Annotated in this window: 14 protein-coding genes; 7 read left to right on the forward strand and 7 right to left on the reverse strand. The window is 60.7% G+C overall.

The features are described 5' to 3' along the window. Positions 1–27: 27 nt before the first annotated feature. From ACR0JX_RS09075 to ACR0JX_RS09095, 5 genes are all read right to left on the reverse strand, one after another. Entirely contained in the window at positions 28–543 is a 516-nt protein-coding gene (locus ACR0JX_RS09075; protein WP_480543312.1) for a DUF3035 domain-containing protein, read from the reverse strand. Between the two features lie 49 nt (positions 544–592). Next, the gene (gene lspA, locus ACR0JX_RS09080) at positions 593–1,069 is read right to left on the reverse strand and encodes a signal peptidase II (protein ID WP_480543313.1); all 477 of its coding nucleotides are present in this window, start codon (positions 1,067–1,069) and stop codon (positions 593–595) included. Next, a complete protein-coding gene (purH, locus tag ACR0JX_RS09085; protein WP_480543315.1) occupies positions 1,069–2,658 on the reverse strand; it encodes a bifunctional phosphoribosylaminoimidazolecarboxamide formyltransferase/IMP cyclohydrolase in 1,590 nt (529 codons plus the stop codon). Before purH ends, lspA begins: the two co-directional genes overlap by 1 nt. Positions 2,659–2,680: 22 nt before the next feature. Next, complete coding sequence (locus tag ACR0JX_RS09090) at positions 2,681–4,420, reverse strand: heparinase II/III family protein (protein ID WP_480543317.1); 1,740 nt, start codon at positions 4,418–4,420, stop codon at positions 2,681–2,683. Between the two features lie 90 nt (positions 4,421–4,510). Next, positions 4,511–5,770, reverse strand: a complete 1,260-nt coding sequence (locus ACR0JX_RS09095) for an RsmB/NOP family class I SAM-dependent RNA methyltransferase (protein ID WP_480543319.1) — start codon at positions 5,768–5,770, stop codon at positions 4,511–4,513. Between the two features lie 88 nt (positions 5,771–5,858). On the opposite strand from ACR0JX_RS09095, the gene ACR0JX_RS09100 reads away from it, so the two are divergent. Continuing rightward, entirely contained in the window at positions 5,859–6,041 is a 183-nt protein-coding gene (locus tag ACR0JX_RS09100) for a DUF1674 domain-containing protein (RefSeq protein WP_353008810.1), read from the forward strand. Between the two features lie 4 nt (positions 6,042–6,045). Here ACR0JX_RS09100 and ACR0JX_RS09105 read toward each other — a convergent pair whose 3' ends face one another. Further along, on the reverse strand, positions 6,046–6,900 hold the full coding sequence (locus ACR0JX_RS09105) for a LysR family transcriptional regulator (RefSeq protein WP_480543321.1): 855 nt from the start codon (positions 6,898–6,900) through the stop codon (positions 6,046–6,048). A 99-nt stretch (positions 6,901–6,999) separates the two neighbouring features. Between ACR0JX_RS09105 and tmpA the strand changes: the two genes are divergently transcribed. Further along, complete coding sequence (gene tmpA / locus ACR0JX_RS09110; protein ID WP_480543323.1) at positions 7,000–8,136, forward strand: 2-trimethylaminoethylphosphonate dioxygenase; 1,137 nt, start codon at positions 7,000–7,002, stop codon at positions 8,134–8,136. After that, positions 8,133–8,723 carry a (R)-1-hydroxy-2-trimethylaminoethylphosphonate oxygenase gene (gene tmpB, locus ACR0JX_RS09115; RefSeq protein WP_480543325.1) on the forward strand — a complete coding sequence of 197 codons (591 nt, stop codon included), beginning with the start codon at positions 8,133–8,135 and terminating at the stop codon, positions 8,721–8,723. Before tmpA ends, tmpB begins: the two co-directional genes overlap by 4 nt. A gap of 60 nt (positions 8,724–8,783) precedes the next feature. Here the strand turns inward: tmpB and dapB are convergent, their stop codons facing one another. Then, a complete protein-coding gene (gene dapB / locus ACR0JX_RS09120) occupies positions 8,784–9,593 on the reverse strand; it encodes a 4-hydroxy-tetrahydrodipicolinate reductase (RefSeq protein WP_480543327.1) in 810 nt (269 codons plus the stop codon). Between the two features lie 91 nt (positions 9,594–9,684). Here dapB and rbfA point away from each other — a divergent pair, with 91 nt between their 5' ends. From rbfA to ACR0JX_RS09140, 4 genes are read left to right on the forward strand one after another with little or no spacing between them, the layout of a single operon-like run. Next, on the forward strand, positions 9,685–10,080 hold the full coding sequence (gene rbfA / locus ACR0JX_RS09125; RefSeq protein ID WP_170453633.1) for a 30S ribosome-binding factor RbfA: 396 nt from the start codon (positions 9,685–9,687) through the stop codon (positions 10,078–10,080). Further along, positions 10,077–10,820: a phosphodiester glycosidase family protein gene (locus ACR0JX_RS09130; RefSeq protein ID WP_480543329.1), complete on the forward strand. Its 744-nt coding sequence runs from the start codon at positions 10,077–10,079 to the stop codon at positions 10,818–10,820. Before rbfA ends, ACR0JX_RS09130 begins: the two co-directional genes overlap by 4 nt. Before the next feature lie 54 nt (positions 10,821–10,874). Then, positions 10,875–11,780, forward strand: coding sequence for a tRNA pseudouridine(55) synthase TruB (gene truB / locus ACR0JX_RS09135; RefSeq protein WP_480543331.1), 906 nt, complete (start codon positions 10,875–10,877; stop codon positions 11,778–11,780). A gap of 21 nt (positions 11,781–11,801) precedes the next feature. Continuing rightward, positions 11,802–12,305, forward strand: a complete 504-nt coding sequence (locus ACR0JX_RS09140) for a DUF1643 domain-containing protein (RefSeq protein WP_480543333.1) — start codon at positions 11,802–11,804, stop codon at positions 12,303–12,305. Positions 12,306–12,394 lie beyond the last annotated feature (89 nt).

Below are 12,394 nucleotides of genomic sequence, written 5' to 3' on the forward strand. Positions count from 1 at the left end.
TCAAGTCAGATGACAAAAAGTTAAAATTTATTCATCTGGCGGTGACGAGGGCGTTTCGAGCCCGGCACGGCGGGCAGCTTCCGTCTGCGCAAAGGGGTCCAACGCCTGACGTTCATAGACCTGCTGATAGCGATCCACCGGGAACAGGCGCAGGCCGGTCCACCGGCCACGACGCTGGCGGAACTCATCGTCTTCGGCCTGAACGATCTGGCGCGTGTTCGCCGGCACACCATAGCGGCTGGACGCGGTCACCAGCGCGGAATCCGAGGCCGGGATCGCCCCGTTCGGATTCGTCGCTGCCGGGTTACCACCCAGTGCAAGAACCGCATCTGCCTTGGGATTCGGGTCTGTCAGATTGCTACCACCCGGGGTTGGGGCGGGCAGAAATGCATAATCCTTGGGTTCTGTCAGAGGTTTGACCGGCAGCACCGAGAACTCATCCGGGCCATCCCCGGGAGGCGTCAGTTCGCGCAAACCGGGGTTCGAGCACGCCGCAACTGCAGCGGTAAAGAACAAAACATAGGGTGCGCGCGACAACCGCATCAGAGTCTCCAACCAGTTTCGGACGTTTTATCGCATATCCTTCGGCGCGTCACGAGGGCTTTTTCCCGTCAAACAGAACGAGCCCGATGGCCCCTGCGAAAACAAAAACATCCGCCAAATTAAACACATACGGGTTGCTGATACCGCAGCAAGACATGTTCAGGAAATCCAGAACAAAACCGTAAAGCACCCGGTCGACCACATTGCCCAGCGCGCCACCGATCAAGAACCCTCCGCAGATCAGCATCAGTTTGGACGGGGTTGACCGGCGCAGCCAGATAAAAACAGCGACACAAATCGCAACGGAGATCGCGACCAGAACCCAGCGCGCGGCATCAGAGTTGCCCTGAAACAGGCCAAAGTTGATACCGCGGTTTTCACCGTATTTGAACACGACCAAAGGCGGCAAAATGTCGATACCGCCGGGCTGATCCGCCACGCGCAGTACCCGAACGACCAGATATTTGCTGATCTGGTCGATCAGAATGGCCACCAGCGCAGCCCAGTAGAGCAGCCGATAGGACATCAGTGCCGGAAGTGCCGCATGCCAGTGAAGACCATCGCCAGGCCGGCCTCATCTGCCGCTGCGATCACCTCATCATCGCGCATGGAGCCACCCGGTTGGATGACGCAGGTGGCACCGGCCTGCGCCGCCTCCATCAAACCGTCGGGGAAGGGGAAGAACGCGTCCGACGCCACGGCCGAACCGATGGTCAGCGGTTCGGCCAAGCCTAGCGCGTCGGCCATGCGCTCAGCTTTCTTGGCTGCGATGAGTGCGGAGTCGACACGGCTCATTTGCCCTGCACCCACACCTACAGTTGCTCCGTCTTTGACATAGACGATGGCATTGGATTTGACATGCTTGGCCACCTTCCACGCGAACAGAAGGTCTCGCATCTGTTCGTCGGTTGGCGCTTTCTTGGTGACCAGTTTCAGGTCATCCATGCCAACAAAGCCGTTGTCCTTGTCTTGGACCAGCAGGCCACCGGCCACCTGACGCACGGTTTTGCCACCGGCGGTCACGTCCGGCAGAGCCTCGGTTGTCAGCAGGCGCAGGTTCTTCTTGGCCGCAAAGATCGCCTTGGCCTCATCCGACGCGCCGGGGGCAATGACGACCTCGGTGAAAATCCCGGTGATTTCCCGCGCGGTTTCAGTATCGAGCGGTTGATTTAGGGCTACAATGCCCCCAAAGGCTGAGGTTCGATCGCAATCGAAGGCCGATTTATAAGCGTCGAGCAAGGTTTCACCTGTCGCAACACCACAGGGGTTGGCGTGTTTGATGATGGCGCAGGCCGCGCCCTGTGCCGGATCAAACTCTGCCACCAACTCAAAGGCCGCGTCAGTGTCGTTGATGTTGTTGTAGCTCAGTTCCTTGCCCTGATGCTGAACAGCTGTCGCCACACCGGGACGGTTCGTGCCGTCGGTATAGAACGCTGCCTGTTGATGGCTGTTTTCGCCATAGCGCAGGGTCTGTTTCAGTTCGCCAGCAAAGGCACGGCGCTTGGGGGCCTCCAGCTGCAGCGCCTCCGCCATCCAGTTCGAAACAGCTGTGTCATAGGCCGCTGTGCGGGCATAGGCCTTTTGGGCCAGCCACTGGCGGAACCCGTATGAGGTCTTGCCGTAGTTCTCTTCCAACTGATCCAGCAGGGAAGAGTAATCTTCGACATCGACAACAACATTCACAAAGGCATGGTTTTTTGAGGCCGCGCGGATCATCGCAGGCCCGCCAATGTCGATGTTCTCGATACATTCATCATAGCCCGCACCTTTGGCAACGGTCGCCTCGAACGGGTAGAGGTTCACGACCAGCAGGTCGATTGCGCCAATGCCATGCTCGTCCATCGCTGCGACATGGGTGTCGTTGTCACGCAGGGCCAGCAGGCCTCCATGCACCATCGGGTGCAGCGTTTTCACCCGACCATCCATCATCTCGGGAAAGCCGGTGATCTCACTCACGTCCCGAACTTCAAGCCCCGCGTCACGCAGCGCTTTGGCAGTGCCGCCGGTCGACAACAGCTCAACCCCGCGTTCGGCCAGAGCCTTTCCCAGCTCGATCAATCCGGTCTTGTCGGAAACGGAAAGCAACGCGCGGCGCACGGGGTGAAGATCGGTCATGGGTCCAAAGGTCCTTTTGGCGTCAGTCGAATTCTGGCTCGTCCCGGTGCAGGTCACGCACGGCATAGGCAGTATCCTGCGCCTTGCTTAACGTCCACTGGATGCGCGTCGCATACTCCATTGCGCGGCCAGATAGAACGATCTGTTTTGTCGCGCGGGGCTTTAGGCGCCCTTTTTCAAGGTAAACGCTTGGCTGGACGTCTAATTTTCCCACGCCATCGTGGCGGAAAACCCAGATCTCGCCGCTTTTGAGCGCCATCGACACCGCCGCCCCACCCAGATCAACGGCCGTATCCACATCCGGATGCAGGTGAAAACGAATGTCAAAGGGGATGCCCGACAGGCCCGAGGCATCCATCGCCTTGTCAAACTGCCGCTTGGCTTTGTCGGTTGCGGTCAGAAGAATATCTTCGACCGTCAATTTGCGTCCGTCAAAACGCAACTCGAAGGTGCGCGCATGGGTCAGGCCAAACACTTTGGCGTACCCGTCATGCCCGGACATAAAGCGAATGCCTTCGATCGCGTCCTCAAAATCAAATGGAACACCGCGCGGCGCGTCGACAAGCGCCTGCTGCTCACTACCTTGAACCGGCTGGGCCAGTCGGGCGCTGGAATAGCCGTCCAGGCACAAAGTGGAATGAGACGGCGTTGCCCGGCCTGCCCGCCGCCAATCCAGCCCGAAACTGGCCCCGGACCCGCAATTGACGATCAGAGGACGACGACCCGACGTTAGCTCGAACGCCAAAGTCGAGGCATGCGCGTTGAACGAGGCCGCACCGGATGGCGGCGGGCTGGCATCGACAACAACCGTGGTCCGACCGGCAGAGAGGCAAGAATAGCCCATCGGCAGCTCGGTCGCCGCTTTGTGTTTGACCCCGCTTTGGGCCAGCGCCTGCTCCAGTCGTCCCTCGACCCCGCGACCTCCGCCATGGAACCGGGCCAAAGCCCCATCCGCGTGGCGCAAGCTGCGCAGAGTGGGTGCAATCCGCTTGATCGCGTTGGCCTGCGCCACGGGTGTACCTCGACCCACATCATTCAGGGCGGCGGCGGTCCAGCTCAGCAGGGTGAAAACCTCCAGCAACTCCTCGGGGTTGCGGGTCGGGATTCCGCCTTGTGCATCCACCTGTCGTTCGCATTCCCGCGCCAGAGCACGGACTGCGGGGTCGGCCATCGCCTCCAGCCCCTCAAGGGCAAGGCCCGATTGCACCAGTCCGGCCAATGCTTCGAACCGCGGCAGGCCCGGCGTCGCCGCATGCCAACGCTTAGACAGGAACCAAGTTTGCTGGGCCAGAGACCGAAAGAAAAGCTTGCTTTGGACATCATCGACCCCGCGCAGCAAGAACAGCGCGTGGTTGATCCAGCGCATGACCCGTCGGCCCGTCAGATCGGGCACCCATCCGGGTCCGCGACCGCGCCCATGGGCCGCGATCCAGCCCCAGACCCAACGCTGCGCCTTTTCCCGGGCGCGACTGTCTCCAACCGCAGCCAGATCATCCAGCCAGGCAAAGCCGTGGCGTTCATCATCAAATCCAACGCTTGGGGCCGCGACCTCCCACAAACCAGTATCTTGCGCCTCGACCAGATAGCCAGAGAACAGCAGGTTTCCGGCGACCAGCTGACGCCCCCGCGCATAAGACCCAACGGTGCGCGGTTCAGGCTGCGAAACAAACCCGGTTACCGCCCGCTGTCTTTGACTTAGACGCGCATAAAACCGGTTCTGAAACCGCATCCACCGGCTGGTCATGGTGTCCGTTTCTGACATGACGCGTTTTACTCTGCCCCTTGCGCTCTGCTGGCGCTTGCGACCCAACGATAGACCGGGCTGATCGTCAAGTCATCGAAAAGCGTGACCTCAGGCGGATTTACTCAGGCAGGCGATATAGAACCCATCCATGCCACCCCGATCCGCCCAATAATCCGGCCGCAGGCGCAAGCCGCCTTCCTCGGTGATCCAGCTGTTTTCGACCCCCGGCAGGTTCAGCGCCACGCGATCCACCACCATATCCGGATGGCTTGCCAGCGCCTCTTCGATCTGCACCTCGCCTTCGTCTGGCAACAAAGAACAGGTGCAATAAACCAACCGCCCGCCGGGTTTTAGCAGACCCCAGGCATGAGCCAGCATCTGCGCTTGAAGATCGATCAAACCACCAAATTCGGACCCATCCTTGGCAAAAGGCAGATCGGGGTGCCTGCGGATCGTGCCCGTGGCCGAACAGGGCGCATCCAGAAGGATCGCATCATACGGTCCCGCATGCTCCAGTGCGTCGCCGACAACAACCGCTGCCTTCAATCCGGTCCGTGCGAGGTTCTCTCGTACCCGCTCCATCCGCGCCTCTGAGATATCCAGCGCTGTGACATCCGCCCCGGCAGCGGCCAATTGCATCGTCTTCCCGCCCGGCGCGGCGCAAAGGTCCAGCACCTTTTCACCCGGCTTCGGGGCCAGAACGCGTACCGGCAAGGCAGCCGCCGCATCCTGCACCCACCACGCCCCGGCCTGATATCCCGGCAAGGTCGAAACCTGACCTGCATCTTGGATACGCACCGACCCTGTTGGCAGCGTTTCACACGACGGGGCAGAAGCCTCCGGTTTCACGGTCAGATCCAGCGGAGCCCCGGCAAAATGGGCCTGTTCCATGCCAGTAACAGCATTCACGCCCCAAGCGGTGATTAGGGGATCACGCAACCACTCGGGCAAGCGCGGGACACGCATCTTGGGCCAGGCTTCAGGCCCTTCGGCAGCGACCTTGCGCAGAACCGCGTTGACCAAACCCTTCAGTCGACCATGCTTGCGTGACCGGCTGACGATCTCGACCATGGAATTCACCACCCCATGTGCAGCTTCGCCATTGCACAGCTCAACCGCCCCAAGACGCAGTGCGTTATGAACCGTCAGCGTAGGTGTTCGGTTCAGATGGTTGTCGAGCAGCCGGTCGGCGCGCTCCAACCCGCGCAGCGTTTCAACGGTCAGGCGCTGCGCACGCGCGCGATCCTCGGGGCCCAGCCGGTCCAGCGCACCTGCGGCCAGGCATTCGGATAGCAACCTACCCTCACCCAGCACCTGATCCAACAGATAGATTGCGCTGCGCCTTGCTGCTGTCGCGCTGTTTGACATGATCCCGCCTTCATATGACCCGCGCCCGCATTGCCATTGGCGGACGCGGGCGTATATCAAGGCTGTGCCCGGAAAGGAACCCGATGTCATGAGTGACGACCGCAAAGACCTGCCCCCCGCTGCCCAGCGTGCGCTGGCCGAAGCGGAAGAACGCCGCCGTAAGGCCGAAGCGAAAGCACAGGCATTGCCCAAAGAACTGGGCGGTCGTGACGGGCCAGACCCTGCCCGCTATGGCGATTGGGAGAAAAAGGGCATCGCCATCGATTTCTAGGCGATCAGCCGCGCAGCGCCTGTAGAAAGTCCTGAATCAACGCGCGCTGCTTCTTGGATGTCGCCCGGTCTTCGGGCCATGTCAGCCAATAGCCATCCTTGGTCTGCAATTCTGGCAAGTCTAGCCTTTGCAATCGCCCCGATTGCAAATCCGCCTGCGCCAGAGGCACCGAGCCCAGTGTCACACCCTGCCCCTGCCGGGCTGCGGAAATCGCATGTTCCATCGAATCAAAGCTCACTTTTGACGGCGGAAGCTCCGCCCCGCCCGTTTTCCTTGCCCAGTCCCGCCAGCCCGGGCGTTCGCCACGCAGATCAATTAGCGGCGCGCCCCAAACGACACCGGGTGCGGCCATCGGCACCAGAACCTCGGACGCGATCAGCGCGGCATCGCGCCCCGGCCACGCTTCGCGCCCATAGCGGATTTGCAGCCAGGTGCGCTCTTCATCCAATGACGACCGGCGCGCAACTGAATCTGTCATCACGCGCACCTTGGGCCGCATGTCCTGAAATCGGTCCAGACAGGGCAGAACAAGCGCATGAATGCTCGATGATAGCCCTGCAACCCGCAGCTCACGCGGGGATTTTCCGAACAAGTCCTCGGTATTGCGTTCCAACGCCTGCAAACTGTCCTGCACCAGCGGCAGATAGCTTTCACCTTCGACCGTCAGTGACACGCCGCGCGCTTCACGCACAAACAAGGACCGGCCCAGCCAGGATTCGAGGTTGGCAATCCGCTGGCTGACCGCCGCCTGCGTCAGCCCGAACTCTTTTGCCGCCGCTGAAAACCCGCCCAACCGGCCCGCAGCTTCGAACACCCGCAGCCAGTCCAGGGGCGGCAATCCGATCTTTTTCTTAGCCATAAGTTTTTCCGAGCCTCAGCCGCAAGAAGGATTAATTGTCGTAATGCCATGAACATCGTATCTGCTCAACCAAAGCTCGCGCTGAACAGGAGACCCCCCATGCTGCGCACCGCCACTCACACCGCCTCTGTCGTTACTGTTGTGTTTGACAGCGGAACCGAGGCCCGCTTTCACGCCATCTGGCTACGCGACAACGCGCTGGACCCGGACACCCGTGCGCCCGGCAATGGCCAGCGCCTGATTACTATCAGCGACATCCCCTCCGACGTCTCGGTCAGCGCGGTGCAAGTTGTTGCGGGCGATCTGCAGGTCACGTTCCAGCCCGAGGATAAGACGGTCATCTTCCCCGCCGACTGGCTGGCTGAACATTGCTATGACCGCGATCATGATGCTGTGCCGGGCCGCGTCGCGCCCGGCATCACCACATGGGAACGTGGCATCGATGCGCCCAGCGGTGACTGGTCTGAGGTTCATGCCAATCCTTCCGCCAAGCGCAACTGGCTGGCAGCGGTGGCTGAATATGGCTTTGCCAAGCTAACCGGAGGCCCGACCGAGGCGGAATCGCTGCTGAAAGTGGCCGACCTGTTCGGCTATGTGCGCAAAACCAACTATGGCCCCTATTTTGAGGTCCGAACCGAAGTGAACCCGACCAACCTGGCCTATACCGGGCTTGGATTACAGGCCCATACCGACAACCCTTACCGCGACCCGGTGCCCACACTGCAAATCCTCTATTGCCTGGAAAACTCGGCTGAAGGCGGCGACTCCATCGTGGTTGACGGATTCCGCGCGGCCGAAAAGCTCCGTGATCAGAACTCCGAAGGCTTTGCCCTGCTGGCAGGTTACCCAGCCCGGTTCGAATACAAAGGCTCAGACGGGGTCTGCCTGCGGTCACGCCGCCCGATGATCGAACTGTCCCCGGATGGAGAGTTGATTGGCATCCGCTTCAACAACCGCTCCTCGGCCCCGTTTGTTGACGTGCCCTTTGAAAAGATGGAAGCCTACTACGCCGCCTATCGCCAATTGGCCGAAATCATCGATGACCCGGCGATGGGCGTGTCGTTCAAACTGGAGCCGGGCGAAAGCTTTATCGTCGACAACACCCGCGTTCTGCACGCGCGTCTGGGCTATTCCGGCGCCGGATCGCGTTGGCTGCAAGGGTGTTACGCAGACAAAGATGGCTTGCTGTCTACATTGGCCGCAATGGAAATGGCCCAGCCGGAGGCAGCGGAATGAAACCCGATTTCACGACGCTGAGCCGCAACAATATCGTGGCCTTCATCGGCGACATCTTCGACCGACGCGGCGGTGAAGAGTATCTGGGCGAGCCGGTCACCATGGCCGAACATATGCTGCAGGGCGCCACCATCGCAGAACAAAACGGCATGGCCGAAGAGATCATTGTGGGCGCGTTGTTGCACGATATCGGCCATTTCACGTCCGAGTTTGGCACCTACCACCCCGACGACACCGAAGACCGGCATCACGAGGATGCCGGGGCCGAAGTACTGGAGCAGTTCTTTCCATCGGTCATCACCGATTGCTGCCGCTATCACGTTGCGGCCAAGCGCTATCTCTGCGCCACCAAGCCGGAATATTTCAACCGGCTGTCCGCCGCCTCGGTCCATACGCTGGAATTGCAGGGCGGCCCGATGAGCGCCGAGGAAGTGGCAGAGTTCGAGGCCAATCCAAACCTGAAAGAGATCATTCAGGTGCGCTATCTGGATGAGGCAGGCAAACGGGCCGATATGGAAACACCGGATTTCACTCATTTCGCGCCGATGGTGCAGCGCATGGTCGACCGTCACCTTAAGACCGATTGACGCAATCACAAGCGACCACCGAGGGCAACAAACACTTGTCCTCGCTGGTGCTGCGCAGGGCTACAGTCCCAGAACATCCACCATGTCATACTGACCCGGTGCCTTGCCTTGCCCCCACAGCGCGGCTTTCAGTGCGCCTCGGGCAAAGATTGCGCGGTCGGTTGCCAGATGGCGCAGAACAATACGTTCGCCCGGTGCTGCGAACAAAACGTCATGTTCTCCTACAATGTCACCACCACGAATAGCGTGAAACCCGATATCGCCACGTTTGCGCGCCCCGGTGATACCGTCGCGGCCCCGATCCGAGACATCGGCCAGCTTGACTCCACGCCCCTCGGCAGCAGCCTCGCCCAGCATCAGCGCGGTGCCCGAGGGCGCATCGACCTTGTGGTGGTGGTGGCCTTCGATGACCTCGATATCGAAGTCTTCATCCAGCGCGGCGGCGACTTTTTTGGTCAGTTGCACCAGCAGGTTGACGCCGAGGCTCATGTTGCCCGCCCGCACGATGACTGCGTGGCGCGAGGCAGGCTCCAACGCCGAAATTTGGTCGTCGCTCATGCCGGTGGTACCGATCACGTGGACACAGCGCGCCTGTGCCGCCAATGCTGCGAATTCCAACGTCGCCTCGGGTGCTGTGAAATCGATCACGGCCTGCGCCTGCGCAAAGGCTTCCAACGGGTCATCGGTGACTGTGACACCCAGCGCGGGGCCGCCCATGGCCTCACCTACATCCTGACCGATCCAATCATGGCCCGCGCGCTCGACCACGCCGACCAGACGCGCCTGATCGCTGTCGCTGACGGTCTTGATCAGCATCTGCCCCATACGGCCCGAAGCCCCTGTGATAACGATCCCCGGAATATGGGTCATGGCGGTGTTCCCTTGCTGCAAACTGCTCAAAGCCTCCTACCCGGTTCGCGCCCGCTTGGCAAAGCCCTGCTTTGCGCTTAGATCGGGGTTTATGGCAAAGAACAAATTCCACGATGGCCCCGGCCCGTCCCAACGACAGCTGCGAGTCGGCGAACTGATCCGCCGCACCCTGTCCGAGGTTCTGGCGCGCGGAGATGTCCACGACCCCGACCTGAACCGCATGTCGATTACCGTGGGTGAGGTGCGCACTTCGCCCGATCTGAAGATCGCCACCGCCTATGTGCTTCCACTGGGTGGCAAGGGGCAGGAGGACGTGATCGAACTGCTCGCCCGTAACAAAGGTGAGCTGCGGCGCGTGATCGGTAAGAAACTGAACCTGAAATTTTCACCCGATCTGCGATTCCGTCTGGATGATACGTTTGACCGTCTGGACGACACCCGTCGCATGTTCGAACAGGACGCGGTGCGCCGCGATCTGGACGAGTGATCCGGTCACTGACCATTTTGGGCGCGGTTCTCTGGGCCGTGCAAGCGGGTGCGGTGACCTGTGAGAAGGTCACGCATCAGGACAAGCGCTATACGATCTGCGAGGTAGATGCCGCCAGCGAAGACCTGCGACTGTTTCTAAACGATGAAAACGGCGATCTGCTTGGGCACTTTTCCTCGGTCAACGAAGCGCTCGAACCCGGTGGCAAACGCCTCGTCTTTGCGATGAACGCAGGCATGTATCACGACGACCGGTCGCCCGTGGGCCACTATGTCGAGTATGGTCAGGAACAGATGCGCGTGATTGCCAATCCGGGCCCCGGCAATTTCGGTTTGTTACCCAATGGCGTGTTCTGCATCCGCGACGGGCGTGCCGATGTGTTTGAGACGTTGGAGTTTGTCGAACAGGCCCCGCAGTGTCGTTTTGCGACTCAATCCGGTCCGATGCTGGTGATCGATGGCGAACTGCACCCGCGCTTTCTGCCCGATTCCACCTCGGTCTATGTGCGCAACGGGGTCGGCACCAGCGCAGATGGGACGCGCGCAGCGTTCGCGATCTCTGATGACTACGTCACTTTTCACGAATTCGGCAGCCTGTTTCGGGATGTTCTGGAAACACCAAATGCGCTGTTCTTCGACGGCAATATCTCTCGCATGTATGAACGCGCCAGCAACCGGTCGGATGTCGGGTTTTCGTTGGGCCCGATCGTCGGCGTGGTCGAGGACGCGCCTGCAAATTGACAGCGTCTGGGCGATCCGCTAACTCGCGCGCCTCGGCAAGATTCTAGGTGCAAAATGGGACGCAAACGCAAAGGTCGCGATATCTCTGGCTGGCTGGTGGTGGACAAGCCCGCCGGCCTGACCTCGACCGCGGTGGTCAACAAGGTGCGCTGGGCGATGGACGCCAAGAAGGCGGGGCATGCAGGGACGCTAGACCCTGAGGCGACTGGGGTTCTGGCCGTGGCTCTGGGTGAGGCGACCAAGACCGTTCCCTATATCACAGATGCTTTGAAAGCCTACACCTTCACTGTGCTTCTGGGTCAGGCCACCAATACCGACGATGCCGAGGGTGAGGTGATTGCACAATGCGATATGCGCCCCTCGGATGACGAGATCAAACAGGCGCTTTCCCCGTTTCTGGGCGACATCATGCAGGTGCCACCTAAGTTCTCGGCGGTGAAAATCGACGGGCAGCGCGCCTATAAGCTGGCCCGCGATGGCGAGAATGTGGAACTGTCCGCTCGCCCCTTGTGGGTCGAAGAACTCATACTGGTTGATCGCCCCGACGATGACCATGTGGTGCTGGAGATGACTTGCGGCAAAGGGGGCTACGTCCGCTCCATCGCCCGCGATCTGGGCGAAGCTCTGGGCTGCCACGGCCACGTCAAAGAACTCCGCCGCATCTGGTCCGGCCCGTTTGAGGCACAGGATGGGCTGACCATCAACCAGATCGACGAGATGGCCAAGACCACCGCGCTGGACGACTACCTGCACCCGCTGGAAACCGGCCTGTCGGACCTGCCCGAACTGAAATGCACCCCCGAAGGCGCCACCCGCCTGCGCAACGGTAATCCGGGTATGGTTCTGGCCTCAGACGCAAAATACGGCGATGAGGCCTGGGCCTCGCTCGACGGCAAAGCCGTGGCGGTGGGCATCTATAAATCGGGCGAATTGCATCCTAGCCGGGTGTTCGTTGCCTGACCCACGTGCTAGGCGATGGGCATGATCACTCGAACCCACACCAAAGGCGATGCGCCATCAACCGCTGTTTATTCTGATTGCGAAAACTATCGCTATAGCCTCACCCGAATCTGGGATCCCGAGGGTCGCAAGGCGCTGTTTGTGATGCTGAACCCGTCGACCGCGACTGAGGTGCAGAATGATCCCACGGTTGAACGCTGTGAACGCCGCGCGCGCGCTTTAGGCTTTGGGGCGTTTCAAGTGACAAACATCTTTGCTTGGCGCGATACCGACCCACGCAAGATGCGCGCCGCTGTCGATCCGGTAGGCCCCGAGAACGACGCGGCCATTCTGGAAGGCGTTCAGTGGGCCGATCAGGTCATCGCCGCCTGGGGCACCCATGGCGCGCATCTGGAGCGCGGACAAACAGTGGAAACCCTGCTGCGGACCACCGGGCACCCTCTGTTCCATCTGGGATTGACGAAAGACGGCCACCCGAAGCATCCGCTGTATATCGCATACACTCAACAGCCCGAAGCCTGGTGACAAAGGGTTAACCACACCTCCAGCTTGGCTTTGACCAACCGACAGGCCGGATGGGATAGTCCATCCTCGGAGCAGTTTGCTTTCGGAGG

The organism is Ruegeria sp. AH7, from assembly GCF_056541325.1.

What these genes read in the sequence shown, in the direction of transcription:
- ACR0JX_RS09105 (WP_480543321.1), bottom strand. Translation starts at nt 6,900, where the DNA reads ATGGCTAAGAAAAAGATCGGATTGCCGCCCCTGGACTGGCTGCGGGTG.
- truB (WP_480543331.1), top strand. Translation starts at nt 10,875, where the DNA reads ATGGGACGCAAACGCAAAGGTCGCGATATCTCTGGCTGGCTGGTGGTG.
- lspA (WP_480543313.1), bottom strand. Translation starts at nt 1,069, where the DNA reads ATGTCCTATCGGCTGCTCTACTGGGCTGCGCTGGTGGCCATTCTGATC.
- dapB (WP_480543327.1), bottom strand. Translation starts at nt 9,593, where the DNA reads ATGACCCATATTCCGGGGATCGTTATCACAGGGGCTTCGGGCCGTATG.
- tmpB (WP_480543325.1), top strand. Translation starts at nt 8,133, where the DNA reads ATGAAACCCGATTTCACGACGCTGAGCCGCAACAATATCGTGGCCTTC.
- purH (WP_480543315.1), bottom strand. Translation starts at nt 2,658, where the DNA reads ATGACCGATCTTCACCCCGTGCGCCGCGCGTTGCTTTCCGTTTCCGAC.
- ACR0JX_RS09095 (WP_480543319.1), bottom strand. Translation starts at nt 5,770, where the DNA reads ATGTCAAACAGCGCGACAGCAGCAAGGCGCAGCGCAATCTATCTGTTG.
- ACR0JX_RS09100 (WP_353008810.1), top strand. Translation starts at nt 5,859, where the DNA reads ATGAGTGACGACCGCAAAGACCTGCCCCCCGCTGCCCAGCGTGCGCTG.
- ACR0JX_RS09090 (WP_480543317.1), bottom strand. Translation starts at nt 4,420, where the DNA reads ATGTCAGAAACGGACACCATGACCAGCCGGTGGATGCGGTTTCAGAAC.
- ACR0JX_RS09075 (WP_480543312.1), bottom strand. Translation starts at nt 543, where the DNA reads ATGCGGTTGTCGCGCGCACCCTATGTTTTGTTCTTTACCGCTGCAGTT.
- ACR0JX_RS09140 (WP_480543333.1), top strand. Translation starts at nt 11,802, where the DNA reads ATGATCACTCGAACCCACACCAAAGGCGATGCGCCATCAACCGCTGTT.
- rbfA (WP_170453633.1), top strand. Translation starts at nt 9,685, where the DNA reads ATGGCAAAGAACAAATTCCACGATGGCCCCGGCCCGTCCCAACGACAG.
- tmpA (WP_480543323.1), top strand. Translation starts at nt 7,000, where the DNA reads ATGCTGCGCACCGCCACTCACACCGCCTCTGTCGTTACTGTTGTGTTT.